At 42.8% G+C, this 17,430-nt stretch carries 19 protein-coding genes and 1 tRNA gene; 5 read left to right on the forward strand and 15 right to left on the reverse strand.

Translation table 11 applies throughout. The features are described from left to right. Nucleotides 1-51: 51 nt before the first annotated feature. The 4 genes from AC1DYB_RS13175 (at nucleotide 52) to AC1DYB_RS13190 (ending at nucleotide 4,306) form a co-directional block, all read left to right on the forward strand. Nucleotides 52-1,200 carry an acyltransferase family protein gene (locus AC1DYB_RS13175; protein ID WP_477435516.1) on the forward strand — a complete coding sequence of 383 codons (1,149 nt, stop codon included), beginning with the start codon at nucleotides 52-54 and terminating at the stop codon, nucleotides 1,198-1,200. Nucleotides 1,201-1,254: 54 nt separating this feature from the next. After that, nucleotides 1,255-1,743: a nuclear transport factor 2 family protein gene (locus AC1DYB_RS13180; RefSeq protein ID WP_477435518.1), complete on the forward strand. Its 489-nt coding sequence runs from the start codon at nucleotides 1,255-1,257 to the stop codon at nucleotides 1,741-1,743. 197 nt (nucleotides 1,744-1,940) lie between these two features. Then, a complete protein-coding gene (locus AC1DYB_RS13185) occupies nucleotides 1,941-3,728 on the forward strand; it encodes an ABC transporter ATP-binding protein (RefSeq protein ID WP_477391784.1) in 1,788 nt (595 codons plus the stop codon). 245 nt (nucleotides 3,729-3,973) lie between these two features. Then, complete coding sequence (locus AC1DYB_RS13190; RefSeq protein ID WP_295712463.1) at nucleotides 3,974-4,306, forward strand: DUF3276 family protein; 333 nt, start codon at nucleotides 3,974-3,976, stop codon at nucleotides 4,304-4,306. A gap of 108 nt (nucleotides 4,307-4,414) precedes the next feature. On the opposite strand, the gene AC1DYB_RS13195 is transcribed toward AC1DYB_RS13190, so the two are convergent. Together AC1DYB_RS13195 and mgtE are read right to left on the reverse strand one after the other, a co-directional pair. Next, entirely contained in the window at nucleotides 4,415-4,912 is a 498-nt protein-coding gene (locus AC1DYB_RS13195; protein ID WP_477435520.1) for a DUF5362 family protein, read from the reverse strand. A gap of 87 nt (nucleotides 4,913-4,999) precedes the next feature. Next, nucleotides 5,000-6,373: a magnesium transporter gene (mgtE, locus tag AC1DYB_RS13200; protein ID WP_295712175.1), complete on the reverse strand. Its 1,374-nt coding sequence runs from the start codon at nucleotides 6,371-6,373 to the stop codon at nucleotides 5,000-5,002. A 234-nt stretch (nucleotides 6,374-6,607) separates the two neighbouring features. Here mgtE and ychF point away from each other — a divergent pair, with 234 nt between their 5' ends. Next, the gene (ychF, locus tag AC1DYB_RS13205; RefSeq protein WP_295712178.1) at nucleotides 6,608-7,711 is read left to right on the forward strand and encodes a redox-regulated ATPase YchF; all 1,104 of its coding nucleotides are present in this window, start codon (nucleotides 6,608-6,610) and stop codon (nucleotides 7,709-7,711) included. 71 nt (nucleotides 7,712-7,782) lie between these two features. Here the strand turns inward: ychF and AC1DYB_RS13210 are convergent. From AC1DYB_RS13210 to AC1DYB_RS13270, 13 genes are all read right to left on the reverse strand, one after another. After that, nucleotides 7,783-7,854 (reverse strand) — tRNA-Arg (locus AC1DYB_RS13210). A 224-nt stretch (nucleotides 7,855-8,078) separates the two neighbouring features. Then, on the reverse strand, nucleotides 8,079-8,930 hold the full coding sequence (locus AC1DYB_RS13215) for an oxidoreductase (RefSeq protein ID WP_477435523.1): 852 nt from the start codon (nucleotides 8,928-8,930) through the stop codon (nucleotides 8,079-8,081). Between the two features lie 127 nt (nucleotides 8,931-9,057). Beyond that, nucleotides 9,058-9,984 (reverse strand): AraC family transcriptional regulator, encoded by a 927-nt coding sequence (locus AC1DYB_RS13220; RefSeq protein WP_477435525.1) that lies wholly within the window; start codon nucleotides 9,982-9,984, stop codon nucleotides 9,058-9,060. Nucleotides 9,985-10,022: 38 nt separating this feature from the next. Beyond that, nucleotides 10,023-10,751 carry an esterase family protein gene (locus AC1DYB_RS13225; protein ID WP_477435527.1) on the reverse strand — a complete coding sequence of 243 codons (729 nt, stop codon included), beginning with the start codon at nucleotides 10,749-10,751 and terminating at the stop codon, nucleotides 10,023-10,025. 69 nt (nucleotides 10,752-10,820) lie between these two features. After that, the gene (locus tag AC1DYB_RS13230) at nucleotides 10,821-11,411 is read right to left on the reverse strand and encodes a GDSL-type esterase/lipase family protein (RefSeq protein ID WP_477435529.1); all 591 of its coding nucleotides are present in this window, start codon (nucleotides 11,409-11,411) and stop codon (nucleotides 10,821-10,823) included. Between the two features lie 97 nt (nucleotides 11,412-11,508). Then, nucleotides 11,509-11,877, reverse strand: a complete 369-nt coding sequence (locus AC1DYB_RS13235) for a DUF1801 domain-containing protein (protein WP_477435531.1) — start codon at nucleotides 11,875-11,877, stop codon at nucleotides 11,509-11,511. A gap of 5 nt (nucleotides 11,878-11,882) precedes the next feature. Beyond that, on the reverse strand, nucleotides 11,883-12,239 hold the full coding sequence (locus AC1DYB_RS13240) for a DUF1801 domain-containing protein (protein WP_477435533.1): 357 nt from the start codon (nucleotides 12,237-12,239) through the stop codon (nucleotides 11,883-11,885). Between the two features lie 10 nt (nucleotides 12,240-12,249). Continuing rightward, a complete protein-coding gene (locus AC1DYB_RS13245) occupies nucleotides 12,250-12,585 on the reverse strand; it encodes a hypothetical protein (protein WP_477435535.1) in 336 nt (111 codons plus the stop codon). Nucleotides 12,586-12,641: 56 nt separating this feature from the next. Beyond that, complete coding sequence (locus AC1DYB_RS13250) at nucleotides 12,642-13,451, reverse strand: helix-turn-helix domain-containing protein (RefSeq protein ID WP_477435537.1); 810 nt, start codon at nucleotides 13,449-13,451, stop codon at nucleotides 12,642-12,644. 24 nt (nucleotides 13,452-13,475) lie between these two features. Continuing rightward, nucleotides 13,476-14,288 (reverse strand): oxidoreductase, encoded by an 813-nt coding sequence (locus tag AC1DYB_RS13255; RefSeq protein ID WP_477435539.1) that lies wholly within the window; start codon nucleotides 14,286-14,288, stop codon nucleotides 13,476-13,478. A 328-nt stretch (nucleotides 14,289-14,616) separates the two neighbouring features. After that, on the reverse strand, nucleotides 14,617-15,006 hold the full coding sequence (locus AC1DYB_RS13260; RefSeq protein ID WP_477435541.1) for a response regulator: 390 nt from the start codon (nucleotides 15,004-15,006) through the stop codon (nucleotides 14,617-14,619). A gap of 95 nt (nucleotides 15,007-15,101) precedes the next feature. Beyond that, on the reverse strand, nucleotides 15,102-15,707 hold the full coding sequence (locus tag AC1DYB_RS13265) for a TetR/AcrR family transcriptional regulator (protein WP_477435543.1): 606 nt from the start codon (nucleotides 15,705-15,707) through the stop codon (nucleotides 15,102-15,104). 154 nt (nucleotides 15,708-15,861) lie between these two features. Continuing rightward, a complete protein-coding gene (locus AC1DYB_RS13270; RefSeq protein ID WP_477435545.1) occupies nucleotides 15,862-17,403 on the reverse strand; it encodes a DHA2 family efflux MFS transporter permease subunit in 1,542 nt (513 codons plus the stop codon). Nucleotides 17,404-17,430 lie beyond the last annotated feature (27 nt).

Raw genomic sequence — 17,430 nt, forward strand, 5'->3', positions numbered from 1 at the left:
TCATTAACCTGATTAAACCCAATTTTACCATTTATAATTATCACAAATTAAATGAATGCATCGCCTGCTTATCCTGATTCAAAAAAACATTATCCAATTTTAGATGGCTTGCGTGGAGTTGCCGCGCTGCTGGTGGTGGCTTTCCACGTTTTGGAAACCTATTCCGGTACCCGCTTCAACCAGATCATTAATCATGGCTACCTGGCGGTCGATTTCTTTTTCCTGCTGTCGGGTTTTGTGGTGGCTTATGCTTATGATGACCGCTGGGGAAAGATGAGCCAGTGGGACTTTTACAAACGCCGGCTGATCAGGCTGCAACCCATGGTTATTGTGGGTACTATTATTGGCGCCTTGCTTTTTTATTTCCAGGCCAGTCCGGTATTTCCGCTGATAGCCGGTACGCCGGTTTGGAAGTTGCTGTTGGTGATGGTGGTTGGTTTTACAATGATTCCCTTGCCTATATCGATGGATATACGGGGCTGGCAGGAAATGCATCCACTGGATGGTCCCGCATGGTCGCTGTTTTTTGAATATATTGCCAATATTATGTATGCGCTGGTTTTTCGCAAAGTTTCGCAAAAGGTGCTTGCGGTATTGGTGGTTATATTCGGCGGTTTACTTGTGCGTTACTTGGTAATGGGCCCGCAGGGGGATGTTATCGGCGGCTGGAGTATTGATAAAACCCAGCTTAATATTGGTTTTCTACGTATGCTTTACCCGTTTTTTGCCGGGATCCTGCTTTCGCGTATGGGCAAGCTGATTCGTATCAAAGGCGCTTTTACCGTATGCAGCCTGTTGATAGCCCTTGTTTTATTTATACCCAGGATTGGCGGCCCCGAACACTTGTGGATGAACGGGTTGTATGAGTCGTTTGCTATTATTCTGATGTTTCCGCTGATTGTTGCTATTGGTGCCGGAGGCCACATAAGCGGTAAGTTTTCGGCCAAAGTGTGCCGGTTTTTTGGCGATATATCATACCCTATTTATATTACGCATTACCCACTGATATACCTGTATACAGGCTGGGTTTCAAAAAATAAGGTACCCATGGAGTATGGTATTTGGTTTGGCCTGCTTTTGTTTGTGGTAAGCATTGTCATTGCTTATGCCTCGCTAAAATTATATGATGAACCCGTTAGAAAATGGCTTGCGAAGCGCTTTTTGGCGAAAAAAACGGTAGAGGCAAATATTGTAGCTTAACTGTAACTACCGGGGGCCCGCGGGCGTCTTTGCGGTATATTTAATAGTTTGATCATGAAAGCACCTCATTTGTTTTTCCGCATCTGTTTTTTTGTAATGTTTATTGCTGTTGGTTTTACCGCTAAGGCCCAAACCACAGCTTTTAAACCGAAGGATCCTGCACTGTTTAAAACCATTGCCCATATGGATAGCGTAATGTTTAACGCGTTTAACAACCGTAATATGGAGGTGCTTAAAACCTTATTTGCCGCCGATGTGGAGTTTTATAATGATGGCAAGGGAGTTACCGGTTACGCTGCCACCATGGCTGGTTTTAAAGGAATTTTTGAAAACAAACAGGCGGCCGATCTGCGGCGTGACCTATTGCCCGAAAGCCTGGAAGTCTACCCTATGCCCGGCTTCGGAGCTATTGAAATGGGAACCCACCGTTTTACCCATACCGAAAACGGCCAGCCGGTGATAGGAGTCATGAAATTTGTGCACATCTGGCAATATAAGGATGGCCAATGGAAAGTGACACGAGTTGTAAGTGTTGGGCATTGACGGCTGGTGCGGCCTGTTAAACTTTAACATGCTGCTTTTGCCGTAGCCGGCAGCAAGGTATAACACTCATGCAAAAAATGGGCGTTAAATTATTTACATCCGTCAGACCTTTACCCTCGAACAATCCTCCCAAATTTTAATACTTTTGATCTGACGGATTTTCGGACTTGCCGGATTTTCGACTTTCGGACTAAAACATGAAAGACCTCGCGTACCTCAATAAGTTTTTTTACAAATACCGCTGGCGATTAATCCCGGGTGTAATGTTTGTAATTATATCCAATATTTTTGGTGTGTTGCCCGCGCAGGTTATTCGCGTAGCTTTTGATTTGGTTACCGAAAATATTGGCGCTTACCAGCTTTTTGCCGGCTTTAACCGTCAAAGCATGATCTATGATATTTTTGGCAGCAGCCTGATGCTTTTTGGCGCGCTGGTATTAGTGCTGGCGCTGTTGCGGGGCCTGTTTCTTTTTTTTATGCGACAAACCATCATCCTCATGTCGCGCCATATTGAGTATGATCTGAAGAACGAAATTTATAATCATTACCAGCTCCTGTCGCTTGCTTTTTACCGCCGTCACAACACCGGCGATTTGATGAACCGTGTTACCGAAGATGTAAGCCGGGTACGCATGTACCTGGGGCCGGGTATTATGTACACCATTAACACGGTGGTGTTGTTTATTTTGGTGATATACGCCATGCTTACGGTAAATATAAGGCTGGCCATTTTTTCGGTATTGCCGCTGCCTATATTAGCGGGTATTATTTACTATGTAAACAATATAATCAATTACCGCAGCGAGCAAATCCAGGAGCGGTTATCGGGGCTCTCCAGCTTTGTACAGGAAAATATTTCGGGCATCAGGGTCATCAAATCATACGTGCGCGAAGGCTTTGTGCGCAAAAACTTCGCTGCCGAAAGCGAAAACTATAAAACTCATTCCATGGCTTTGGCCAGGGTGCAGGCTATGTTTTATCCTATTATGTTACTGCTGGTAGGTTTAAGCAACGTAATTACCATGTACGTTGGCGGGGTTGAGGTAATGAAAGGGAATATTACATCGGGTAACATTGCCGAGTTTATTGTGTATTTAAACATGCTTACCTTCCCGGTTATCTCACTTGGCTGGGTAACCTCACTTATCCAACGTGCGGCGGCTTCACAAAAACGGATCAATGAGTTTTTGCAACAGGAGCCAGAGATCATGTCTGCCGATGGGGTGGTGCATACCATTAAAGGTGCTCTTGAGTTTAATAATGTATCATTTACTTACCCGGATACCGGGATACAGGCTTTAAAAAATGTTTCGTTTAAAGTTGATCCGGGGCAAATGGTGGCCATTATCGGCCGTACAGGTTCGGGCAAATCAACCATTGCCAATTTGGTAATGCGTATGTATGATACTACCGGCGGCGAAATAACAGCTGATAATATTCCCCTGAAACAATTTAACCTGGAAGGTTACCGGTCGCAAATTGGTTTTGTGCCGCAGGAGGTTTTCCTGTTCTCGGATACCATAGCCAATAATATTGCCTTTAGTGCCGATGTGCTTGATTTGCCGGTTGTGGAGCAGGCCGCAAAAGATGCCGCTGTTTATAACAATATTATAGAGCTTGAGCATGGCTTTACCACGCTGATTGGCGAGCGTGGCGTTACACTATCGGGCGGGCAAAAGCAGCGGGTATCTATAGCACGAGCAATTTTTAAGCATCCGCAGATATTGATTTTTGATGACTGCCTCTCGGCGGTTGATACCCGTACCGAGGAGGAGATATTGAATAACCTGGGCCGGGTGATGCAGGGTAAAACCAGTATCATTATCTCGCACCGGATATCGACCATAAAAAACGCCGATAAGATACTGGTAATGGACAACGGCCAAATTGTTGAGCATGGTAACCATGAATACCTGATGCAGCTTAAAGGTACCTATTTTGACCTGTACGAAAAGCAATTGCTTGAAGAAGAGCAGGACGCGTAAACCAGGGAAATCGCTAAAAAAAAGCGCTGTTTTGCCCTATTTCTTAACATTTATTTGCGAAAATATTCGGTGCAAAAGCGTTTAAAAATCGGGTAAAGTGAATCTGCAAACTGTAATAAATTTAACTTCAACACAAGTAAAGTGCCATTTTGTTTTAAAATGTGTAATAAAGTTGAATAAAATACTTGCTGTTTGAATTTTTATTTATATTTATGCCAACCAAAACTAATTACGGGTATATTCATATGGGAGATTTTGACAATAGAGAGCGGGAAGAGGTATTTTCAAAGAAGGTGAGAGCCGGGAAGAGAACATATTTTTTTGATGTAAAGGCAACCAGATCAAACGATTACTATGTTACTATAACAGAGAGCAAGAAACGTTTGGAGGACGGTGTGTTTATTAAACACAAGATTTTTTTATACAAAGAGGATTTTGAAAAATTTGCCGAAGGCTTAAAAGATACAGTTGACTATATAAAGGCTAACCAGGACGTTGTTGAAAAACGTTACGAATACAGCGAGAACTCTGAAGTTGCAAAAACATCTGCTGATGAGGATTTCTCATTCGAGATATAAGGCCGAACAACCACTAAACTATATTATTACAAGAAAACCCTGCTTTTGGCGGGGTTTTTCATTTTGTATAATAAGTAATACCAATTCCTGATTTACATAGATGTCTTTTTAAACACCAACCATAGAATTTTTCATAACTGCTGCAAATGCTATAAAGCCAATAATAGCTAACACATATATACATATGATAACTATGGTTACAATTCCCCATAATTTAAAAAAGGACTTTAGTTTGCCCAGGCCGGCAGTAATGTGAGTACTATCGCTAAAGTTGATACCCTTTTTAATTTTTGTTGCAAACTGATATATGTACAGTGCAAAGAAAAAATAAAGCAAATCAATCAGCAGGTAAAAAACAGTAACGCCGCCGCCAAAACCCGCCATCATTTTTAGCCCCGGATTATAGGGCATCATTTCGGCCATTTTTGTAAAAATAGTACCTATTGATATGGCTACAAGTGAAAATAAGGCGCAAAATATAAAGCCAAGAATACCTAAAAAGGTAGCCCATTTACCGGCAGATAACAGATAGCTTTGAGCCTCGGGTGTTAAAATAAGATTGTTGTTTGGTTCTAAGGGAGCAACGTAGATTTCTTCGGTTTCCATTTTTTAGTTTAGGGTTTAAATATTTATATAGTTAGTACTAAAGATATAAATATTTAAACTAAACAATAATAGGATGCCGGATTTATGTTAAAGCAACGTACCCTTCATAAACAGCAACGCTATCGAAAAATAAATAATAAGCCCGGTAACATCAACCAGCGTAGCAACAAACGGCGCAGACGACGTAGCAGGGTCGGCACCTAATTTTTTGAGGATGAGCGGCAGCATGGATCCTGCTAACGACCCCCACAAAACCACACCCACCAAGGCGCAACCTACCGTTAACCCAACCAGCATCCAATACGGACCGTAAAGGTGAGGCCAAAGCATGGCAAAAGCAAAAATACGGAAGAAACCGATGATACCTAAAGTAGCACCCAGCATCAGGCCCGAGAGTAACTCGCGACGCATAACACGCCACCAGTCGGTTACGGTAACTTCGCCAAGCGCCATCGCCTGTATAATTAACGTTGAAGCCTGCGAGCCGCCATTACCACCGCTTGATATAATAAGCGGGATAAACAGCGCCAGCACAACCGCCTTTTCAATCGACTTTTCAAAAAAGCCCATAGCAGTAGCCGTTAGCATTTCGCCTAAAAACAAAATGATAAGCCAGCCAACACGTTTTTTTACCAGTTTAAAAAGGTTAATATCCAGGTAAGGCTCATCCAGCGCTTCGGTACCACCTATTTTTTGAATATCTTCGGTATACTCTTCGTTGGCTATCCATAAAATATCATCAACGGTTACTATCCCAAGCAAAATATTTTCGCTGTCAACCACAGGCAAAGCCGTGCGGTTGTTCATCCTGAAAATATTGATAGCTTCTTCCTGCGGATCACTTGCACTCAGCGAAATCAGGCGGCCATCCATCAGGTCGCTCACCTTTGTTTCGGGTTTCACCAGCAATATCTCGCGGATGCGGATATCATCCAGCAACTGACCATTCTCGTCTATAACATATATTACATCAATTGTTTCGGAGTTTTTACCGTAACGGCGAATGTGTGATAATACACGGGTAACGTCCCATGTTCTTTTTACGGCAATGTAATCAGGCGTCATCAAACGGCCAACGCTATCCTCTTCGTAACCTAAAAGGGATAAAGCTTCCTTGCGGTTTTCCGGCGATAGGTGCTGGATCAGTTTTTGAACGGCATCACCGTGTAACTCACTAAAAAGCGATGTGCGGTCATCGGGCGGTAGCTCATTAATAAGCTCTTCCACTTTTTGGCCAGAAAGTTTTTTGATAATACGCTCCTGTGTTGGGAAATCCAATATGCGGAACACATTAACGGCGCGGTTAATAGAAAGGATTTCAATAAACAGGGCACCATGTTCAGGAAGTTCATCAATCAGTTCTTCAACATCCGATATGTTAAGGTTGTTCAAATAATCCTGTAACCCGGTATTGTCTTTCGTTTCCAGCAACAATTCTATTTGCTCAACCATCTCTTCCATAAAACGCCCTCGTTTTTTTACATCTTATTATAAACTGTTTTCTGTTTTTTTAACGATGGCAAAAGTCGTTTATTTTTTCAAATTATTAGGCAAAAATTTCTGTTATCTTTGCAGCCTTTTGGTCGATAGTCCATAGACCATGGTCTATAGCAAATATCGGCCTGATAGTCAACTTTAACTATGGTCTGCGGACCATTGACTATGGACATATTTTAGAATTTAGAGTATAACAAAATGGGTTTACAATGTGGAATAGTGGGTTTACCAAATGTGGGCAAATCAACACTTTTTAATTGCTTATCAAATGCCAAGGCGCAGGCGGCCAACTTTCCGTTTTGCACTATTGAGCCAAACGTAGGTGTAATTACAGTGCCGGATGAGCGCTTAACAAAGCTTACCGAAATAGTTCAGCCAAAGTCTATTGTGCCCAACGTTATCGAAATTGTTGATATTGCCGGCCTGGTAAAAGGCGCCAGCAAGGGCGAGGGCCTGGGTAACCAGTTTTTAGCCAATATACGTGCTACAAATGCTATTATCCACGTTTTACGTTGTTTTGATAATGATAATGTGATCCACGTTGATGGTTCTGTTGATCCTATCCGCGATAAAGAGATCATCGATACCGAATTGCAGCTTAAAGATCTTGATTCGATAGAAAAAAAGATTCAGAAGGTTGAAAAGATGGCTAAAACCGGCGGCGACAAAGAAGCCAAAAAAACATTTGATGTTTTAACCGTTTATAAAAACCACCTGCTACAGGGTAAATCTGCCCGCACCGCGCCGGTGGCCGAAGAGGATAAAGAATACATTGCTGATATATGGCTGCTTACCGCCAAACCGGTAATGTATGTTTGTAATGTTGATGAGGGATCTGTAAGTACCGGCAACGCTTATGTTGACCAAGTGAAAGCTGCAGTTGCGGAAGAAAAAGCCGAAGTACTGATCATTTCGGCACAAATTGAGGCGGAAATTGCCGAGCTGGAATCATTTGAGGAACGCCAGATGTTTTTAAACGATCTTGGCTTAACCGAGTCTGGAGTTAATAAGCTGATTAAAGCAGCGTACCGTTTGCTTAACCTGGCCACTTACTTTACCGCAGGTGTACAGGAAGTACGCGCCTGGACAATTACGCAGGGCTTTACCGCGCCACAGGCTGCAGGTGTGATCCATACCGATTTTGAAAAAGGCTTTATCCGCGCAGAGGTTATTAAATATGATGATTTTGTAAAATACAACGGCGTTGAAGCTACCATTAAAGAGAATGGCAAGCTGGGCGTTGAAGGCAAAACTTATATTGTGCAGGATGGCGACATTATGCACTTTAGGTTTAACGTGTAAGGGAATAGGGCGGGAAGCTTTAACATAATAAAAAAGGGTTTGCTGAAAAGTAAACCCTTTTTTTATTATTGTGCTCCCGACGAGATTCGAACTCATATCGATGGTACCGGAAACCATAATTCTATCCGTTGAACTACGGGAGCAGAGACGCAAATATATAAAAATGCCATTACCTATCCGGGCAAATTTAAAAAACGGCAATAATAAAGCTAAACAACAGGCTTACAATGATTTTGAGGATCTGCTTTTGATTGTGTGCCTCTGTTGTAACGGTTTGCTGCAGTGGTTTGTAGGTGCGGCCCTCATCATACAAAACAAAAAAAGCAGAGTTTTGGTCTGCTTTTTTTGTTTTGTGCCAGTTGTATGCTTACTTAGCCACATCATCATGATCGGTACCGGTTACCACATCATACCAGTTCTCGATATCTTTTTCAAACGCGGCGGTTTTTTCACGGAAACGTTTTAGGGTATCATTACCTAAGGGCAGGTGAACCGGTGGGTTTTCGGCAGCGGCCAGTTTGATGAATGCCTGGGCCAGTTTTTCGGGATCGCCGGGTTGTTTATAATTTACCTCGGTGGCAAATTGACGCATAGCGCCAACGGTTTCGGCATAATCGGCAATTACATTTGCCGAACGGGTAAGCGACGACTCATCAAGAAAGTTGGTGCGGAAAAATCCCGGGGCCACTACAGTTGCATGAATACCCAATGGGGCAAGTTCCTGTGCCATGGCTTCTGTAATGCCTTCAATAGCAAATTTGGTTGAACCATATAATCCCCATCCATAATAAGCGCTTAATCCGCCTACTGATGATATATTGATCACATGGCCGGCGCGTTGTTTCCGCATATAGGGTAATATTGCCCTGGTGATGTTTAACATTCCAAATACATTAACCTCATAGTTTTGTTTTACCTCCTGGTCGGTAGCTTCCTCAACTGCCGATAGTAAGCCGTAACCGGCATTATTAACCAACACATCAATACGGCCAAAATGATTAATAGCCTTTTCTGTTGCTTCTTTGGCCTGTGCCTCGTTGGTGATATCAAGTTTTACTACGAATAAATTTTCGGGATGATTTAGCTGGTCGGCTAAGGCTTCCGGGTTGCTCCGGATGGCAGCTACTACTTTGTCGCCAGATGCCAATACGGCTTTGGTGATAACTAAACCGAAACCTCTTGAGGCGCCGGTAATGAACCATGTTTTTTGAGTTTTCATTTTGCTTTTGTTTTTATACACCAAAGGTCGGCAGAAGCAGGAGAGGGGCTTGTAATAATAACAAAGGGCTTATTAATAATTTCAAAGATTGAAATATTAATTAAATTACGTTAATAAGCTTAAGCCCTCAGGCAGCATGGTAGGCCTTGCGAAATTCGGCAGGTGTAACTCCCGTATTTTTTTTGAAAAACAGGTTAAAGCTTGGCTGTTCGGAAAAACCAATACTGTAGCTGATGTTTTGCAGGGTCCAGTCGGTTTGTAACAGCAGTACTTTGGCTTCTTCCAATATCCGGTTGCGGATGTGGGTGCTTACATTTTGGCCTGTATGTTTTTTAAGCAAAGCGTTGAGGTGGTTGGGGTGTACGGCCAGTTGGTCAGCAAATTCCTGCGCGGTTTTTAAACGGATGGGCTTTTCAAAGTTGATATTGGAAGCTTCACTCTCCAGTAAATTAAAAAACTGGTGAATGTGACGGTACTCGTCAGATACATGGTCGGGCTTTGGGTAGCGGGCAACCTTCATGCTTTCAACCATCAGCAGTTGCAGGTACGCCTGCATCGAAAAATCCTTATACTCGCTGCCCGATAATTCTTCTGATTGCATACTTTCAAAAAGCTGGTTAAGCAAGGGCAGCTCGTTTTGGGCAAGCCGGATAACGCTTTTAGCTTTTTCATTAAACAGGCCAAACTGATCAATGGTAGCTTTTAGTTGCGGATGGGAGTGAATGAACGATTTTTTAAAAAGTACATAATAACCACCAGATTCTTCAGAAAGTTTTTTCCAGGAAATAATATCGTTGGGATGTATGTAAAGCAAGGTAGGTTCTTCAATAAAATAGGTGTTTAGCCCCATGGTAAACACGCCGGTACCTTTGGTAACAAACAATATTTTATAAAATTCGCGGCGGTTTGGAGATAGATAATTGCGGCATTCGTGCTGCTCGCGATTAAAAACCCTGATGGTCCAGTCCTCAAAATAATCGCGCATCACCGGGATCATATCCGGCAAATCGCGCAGGGTATCAATTACTTTACTATCCAGGGTGGCAGGGATCATTGGAAGAATGTTTACACAAAGTTAAAAAATTCCCCTGTTTACAAATAAAGCTGTACCATCTGTTTCCAATACCTTGGCCTGTGCGCGTAATTATCCCAAATGTATAACCTATGATCAATTCCTTTTGACGAGAGCACGTAGCTAAATTCGCGGTTGCTGGAAATAAAAGGGTCGGTTTGGCCAATAGCCATGATAATTTCTATTTTGCGGATAGCATCTAAATCATACCCTTCGCCAAGGTTGGCTACATATTGCAGCGGCATGTTGAAATAGATATCCTCGTTTCTGTAACCATCAAACAGATCCCTGAATTCTTCTATCTGCCGGGTAAGATCTTGCCGGCCGCTCATACATACTACCTTTTTAAAGATGGTTGGATGCCTTAAGGCCAGGTTTATAGCATGATAAGCCCCCATACTGCAACCGGCAACATCAAAAATGTTGCTGTCATTTTCAATTTTCATAAAGGGAATAACCTCTGTTAATATGTATTGCTCATACTGCTTATGGCGGTCAATACGATCAACAGGGTGTATCCAGGGGTTATAAAAACTTTCGGCATCAATACTATCTACACAAAAAAGCTGCAGTTCACCGTTTTCTATGCGGTTCTGCAGCGCCTCAACTATTCCCCAGTTCTCATAATCGAAAAACCGGGCCATCCGGGTTGGGAAAAATAACACCGCCCTGCCGCTATGTCCAAATATCAAAAGTTCCATATTACGGTGCAAACTTGCACTAAACCATTTATGGTACGCTCTTTTCATTTTAGGTTAGGTCTTTTGGTGCGGAATTTCCACAACAGATGTTACTTCAAATTAAATAAATAGTAATGCTTAGCGATTAATATGATCATTAATCACCTGTTTCCATAACTGGTAACCGGCCGGGCTTAAATGCAAACCATCACCCACAAAATACTCTTTTTTAGGATATCCTTTAGCATCAACCATCTCTTTATATACATTTATAAAATGCCAGTTATTGGTTTTCTTAACAATTTCTGTTTCGATGAGGTTATTGGCGTATTTAAACTTATCAATCATGTTCCAACGGCTGAGGCTCGGTTTTAGTGAAACATAATAGCAGGGCAGATCGCCAAAGCGCTGCTGCGTTTTGGTAACCAGTTGCTGAAAAAATATAAATACTTCCTCGGGGTGGCGGCCATCGCCAAGATCATTATCGCCGGCGTATACAATTAAACGTTTAGGGTGATAGCTGAACATCACCCGTTCAAAAAACCAAACACAGGCTGCTAATGTAGAACCGCCAAACCCCAGATTAATCGGTTTAACGTTTTTGAAATCTTCATTAAGGTTTGGCCATAACCTTACCGATGAGCTGCCATAAAAAATTGTTTCAGGTTCATATTCCCTATTCAAACTAACTTTTTCAAGTTGTTTAATGTCATCTTCGTACCAATACATGAAACTATTTTACTATGTTTTATTAAAAAATATTAATGAATGGTTATTAAATTCATTCGTTGGCAAGATAATATAATCATTTATGTATCATGTTAAATCATCCAACTTTTATAACCCCTGTTTTATACAGTTCAATGCACTGTTTCAGGATATCAGATATGGTTTCAACCGGCAGATCTTCATCTGCATTAAAAAGGATAATTTTCATGCGCGATCGTTTTTCGATGATCAGGGAGGGATGATCAAAGCGATGGCCTTCAACAATGCCGATATAAGGTTTCAGTAGTTTTTTGTGCACCCACAAGTAGCAAAACATTTTGCCCTGGTAACAAAAAAAAGGCATCCCATATTTCAAGGTTGCGGTAATAGCTGCGTCTTGTTTCAGGATGATCTCCCGCAGGGCCAGCAGGCAACCCCTTATGGGTTCGTCCTTTTGCAGGTAAAAGTTATCAAGCGGGGTTGGCATAGGTTTTACAGATCACGTTTTACCAACTCAATGGCCATATTCAAGACCTCTTCAATAATTTCAACGGGCAGCTCTTTTTCTGCATCAAGAATCATGATCTTGATGCGTGAACGGTTTTCAAAAGTGAGACTGGGATGGTTCAGCCTTTTGCCCTCACTAAAGCCAATAAAAGGTTGTTGCAGTTTTTTATGCGTCCATATATAACAAAACATTTTTCCCTTGTACAAAAAAAATGGCATGTTGAATTTCCAGGCGTTGGTTATAGCGGCATCATGGTTCAGGATTATTTGGCGCAGCGCTAAAAAACAACCTTTTAAAGGTTCGTCCTGTTGCAGGTAAAAGTTATCCAGTGCCGTTAGCATAGGCAAATACTTATTTCTTTTTTGATGCTGCTTTTACCGGGATTGTGCGCACATATTCAGCAGCACTGAGGGCGAACTCTTTCCACCGGTCATGATAAACATAGGGAATCTGGATCCATTCTTTCATGGGTCTGTTATCCATCGGATCAAAAAGCTGAGCGCCATCCAAGCTTAAGGCTTCATCGCGGGCTTCGCCATTAAGTTTAACTACCAGGGTATCCCGCCGAAAGATGGCCGCTGCTTTACCATTTGGCGTTTTAAAACATAAAGCGCCAAACATTTTGCCTGGTTCAACATCGGGGATCTGCCGGGTAAGTTCATGAAAGTGTTTTTCTGCTTCGGTCATAAACGTCTCTTTATGTTATGGGATATATAATCACTCAACGATGCCGGAAAATTCAATCAACCAAGCATCGATGGCGCTACCCCAAACGTTTTTTTAAATGTATAGCTAAAGTGCGAAAGATTCTCGAAACCTACATTCAAATAAACTTCGGATGGTTTCTGGCCTTTTTCGCGGATAAGGTAATAAGCCTCTGATAACCGCTTTTGCTGTAACCATTGCCCCGGCGAAGCGCGGAACACCTTTTCAAAATCACGCTTAAAACTGGCCAGGCTGCGCCCGGTGAGCGTGGCAAACCGGGCTGTTGGCACGTTGTACATAAAGTGCTGATTCATGTATGCTTCCAGATCTATCTTGTAAGGTTCACTAAAATCGAAAAGGAAATCATAATAATCTGCACCCAGCCTCAATAGCAATTCTACGGCTTCCTTTGTCTTTAAGCTGGCCATGGCATCGGTTGCCATAGCGGGGTGCTCAAAGTAGGGAACCAATGAATCAAAATAACCTTTCATAAAAGGATCAGGGGGTAATATCAGGATCTTATCACCTGTGTAGCTGTTTGCCGGTGCCAGTTTATGATCAGAGCTGTACCTGCGTAAAAAGGCCTGGTCAAGATATATGTTTATTGCCCTGAACTCCCCACCGCCCAAAGGCGGCACCTTCTCTGATTTCAGGAGCTGGTTTCTGCCTACCAAACCTATGCAGCCAGCCCCAAAAACGCGTATGCCATCATTTGTTTTTAGGTGGGTTTCGCCCGAAATGATATAGCCCAAAGCATGCTCCTGCACAAATGATTCATTGCTGCGCTGCTTTTTATCAACACAGGAGTATAGCAGGTTATTGAGCAGAATATGACTTTTATCTTCCATGTTGTTACGAACTAAATATACCAATTACTTTAATTGGCTCATAGCAAGCTTATCCATCATCCTATCGGATAGTATCTTCCTTAAAAATAACAACGGCCGGGCTAAAAAGCCACCAACATAGCGGGTTTTAGGTTGTTTGGCCCCGATTGCTTTTTGTACCAGTTTTACAATTACTTCAGGCTCTGCGGCGCGGTGCCCCTGGTTTTTAAACAGATCGATAAATTTTTGCACCATATTTTTATAATAGCCACTGCCAGAAATTTTGAAAAGGTTTTCGCCGGCTATATCGCTCCATTCAGATTTTACACCACCGGGTTCTATCACTACCACATCAATACCAAATCCTTGTACTTCCATACGCAGGGCATCGCTCAGGCCCTCCAAAGCAAATTTACTGGCGTGGTACCAGCCGCCCAAAGCGCCGGCAAACTTACCGCCAATGGATGATATGTTAATGATGCGGCCAAATTTATGAGCACGCATGGCCGGTATAACCAATTGCGAGAGGCGGGCTGCTCCAATAACATTTACCTCCAGTTGGTAACGGGCATCCTTCATGGGCACATCCTCCACAGCACCATATGAGCCAAATCCCGCGTTGTTTATCAATACATCTATTCGGCCCTCTGCCCTGATTATGGTTTCAATTCCTTTAACCATGGCAGCATCGTCGGTTACATCCATGGCCAAAACTTTTACGCCCAGTTGTTGAATGTCGTCCATTTTTTCAACCCGGCGGGCAGCGCCATAAACTGTATGCCCGTCATTTAATAGTGCGATAGCCATTTCTTTACCCATCCCGGCAGATGCGCCGGTTATTAATATGATCTTTTTCATTGTTTTTGCTTTGTTTTAATTACAAAACAAATGTCGTGGTAAAACAAGAGGGCAGGTTTGGTGAGAAGCTCAACTTTGCTTTGGTGTGGGGCTCAGAAGGGATGGGTGCAAAAATAGGTGCAGTAATGTTTCAATTAATGTAATAAGAGTATTTTGTGTGACACAAACTACTGGAGTGCGGACTCAAACTACGGAAGTGGGAATTTTTTATATGCCTAAAACAAACACGCCAAAGGCACGCCCGAAACAATCACGAGCTATATTACCGCAGTGCGCGGTTAAAGCGCAGCAATAGCCCAATTGGTAAAAGTTACTTAAAACCTGCCGCTTACCAATCAGCATGTTCAATATCCCCCGTCTTTAATAAACAACCTTTTACTGTGTTCACAATATCAATAAGGTCAAAGGGTTTGGCAATAAAAGCATCAGAGCCGTAGTTTCCTAAAGACTCCAGTACCCGCGGATAGGCCGAAACCATTACCACCGGGATATGGGATGTTACCGGGTTTGTTTTTAGCATGTGGCAAAGCTCGCCGCCGTTTATGCCGAAAAGGATGTAATCAAGTATCACCAGATCGGCATTAAATGCCATGGCAGCCTTGCAAATATCATCGGTGTAATTGATGGCTTTAATTTCGTAGCCTTCCATCTCAAGCACGTCTTTCATCACCTCAAGGATATCATCGCTATCATCAAGTATTAAGATCTTTTTAGACATAGACATAGTATTTATAATTGGTCAGATAATAACGTATTGCCTGTGTTCTTTGTTTTTTTTCCTATGAATTTATTTTTGTAATATTTGAGTTACAACTACGCGCGTTTAAGTGCCAAAACCAGGGCATCAACGGTTTTTAAAACCTTATCGAGGCTGGCGGGTGTATTGGTTACTTTGGCTATCATAATACCGCCCTCAATCAGCGCTATCATAGATAGGGCAGTGCCGCTTATGTCCGCATCTTCCTTAAATTCCCCGGCCTCAATACCGGCCTGTACCAGGTTTTCTATTGATTTTTTCCAGCGCAGAACAGCCTGTGCGGCCTTATCTTTTAATAGGGGGTTGGTATCATCGGCATCTACCGCTGTATTTAATATGGGGCAGCCACCGGCAGGGAAGTTTGCCCGGGTAAAGCTGTGGTAAACCTGGGCGTAAACCAGTAGTTTATCATAGTAGGTACTGGCTTTTTGAATGCGCTCCTGTACCTGTTTTCTTATTTTGGCCGAGTTATAGTCAAAGGCGGCTAATGCTACTTCTTCTTTATTGGCAAAATTGCCATAGATGCTGCCCTTGGTGAGGCCCGTCGCCTCTGTCAGATCAGACATGGAAGTGCCGGCATATCCTTTTTTATTAAAGATAGGAGCAGTGGTTTCTAAAATAAACAGGCGGGTTCTTTCTGCCTTTGATAATTCCTTTTCCATATTACAAATATACCAACTGGTATTTGAATGTTATAATTTTTGAGATTGAGTGAGGCCTTTCCCCCGTTCCCCTCTCGAGAGGGGGCGCACCGGACTGTGAAAGGGAGGGGTGTGTTCTACACGCGACTAACACAGCCCTCCCTTTTTGTCGTTTTTAATGATCACTCACCAGCACTATTGGCCCGGCTTGTTTTTTACGGTTAAGTACCAGGAATAACAAAGGCATAGCCATTAAAAAGAGCAAACCAACAAGTATGTACGCATCCAGATAACTTAACAGGAACGATTGCTTGTCGATACCGTTATTAACTAAAGCCATGGCTTTATTGTGCGCATCAAAACTTGATGATCCCTTCCCAGCAAAATATTGGGTTAAGTTATTAATGCGATTGGTAGCTTGCGGGTTGTAAACGCTGATGTTGGAGATGAGATCATTCCTGTGCGATCCAAATCTTTTGGCCACATAGGTATTGATCATTGCTATCCCGAATGAGCCTCCCAATTGCCGCATCATATTGTTTAAGGCCGAGCCCTGCGGAACGTCCTTAGCATCAAGTCCCGAAACTGCAAGCGCTGTTAGTGGAACCGTAAGAAACGCAAGACCCATAGCCCTGTAAATAAGGATTAAAGCCAAATTGCCGGGAGTAGCTTCTAAATTCAATCCTGCCATTTTATAGCTAAATATCATGAACAGAAAAAATCCCGTGATAATTATTATTAATGGCGATACACCTTTTTTAAGCAAAGTGGCCGAAAATAGTAAACCAAAAATAGCCAGTATAGCACCAGGGAGCAAGGTAAGCCCTGTAATGGTGGGCGGGAATCCCAGTACCCGCTGCGCCAGCACCGGCGTTAAAAAAACGGAGGTGAACAGGCCAACGCCGGTTACAAAGGTAAGGATAGCCGCAACCGCCAGTGACTTGCTTTTTAGTACCCTTAAATCAATAACCGGGTTTGGTGTGGTAAGCTCCCACCAAATAAATGTCAGGATGCTAAATACAGCCGTCGCCGTTAAAGCGATGATGTAATTGGCCGAAAACCAATCGTCAGTTTCGCCACGCTCCAACACGGTTTGGAGCGAACCTATGCCAATAACCAGCAGCAGTATTCCCCACCAGTCTACCGCCTTGGCTTTAACTTTTATCTCGGGCTCGGTAACCAGTATCGTGCTTGATACGGCTACAGCTATACCAATAGGGATATTGATGTAGAAGATCCATGGCCATGAATAATATTCTGTAATAAAACCACCTAATGTTGGCCCAATGGTTGGGCCTAAAAATACACCTACTCCAAATAGCGCGCTGGCTATACCTGTACGCGCTTTGCCAAATACCTCAAATACAATAGCCTGCGATACCGATAACAAAGCCCCTCCGCCCATGCCCTGCAAAAAGCGGAACAGTACGAGTGTCCATATATTGGATGCCAGACCACACATTGCCGAGAAAAAAGTAAAAGCGATAATAGAGCCGATGTAATAATTACGGCGCCCCAGCTTGGTGGCTAAAAAGCTGGTCATGGGTATTACTATGATGTTGGCAATAGCGTAGGCCGTTATTACCCAGGAAGTATCTTCCAGCGTGGCACCCAGATTGCCGCTCATGTGCGATAAGGCTACGTTTACTATGGAGGTATCTATCAGTTCCATTACTGCCGCCGCGATAACGGTTATGATAAGAATGTTTTTTTTCATTGGAGTATAAAATTTATTACTATAAAA

It is taken from the genome of Mucilaginibacter sp. P2_A4 (assembly GCF_056405015.1).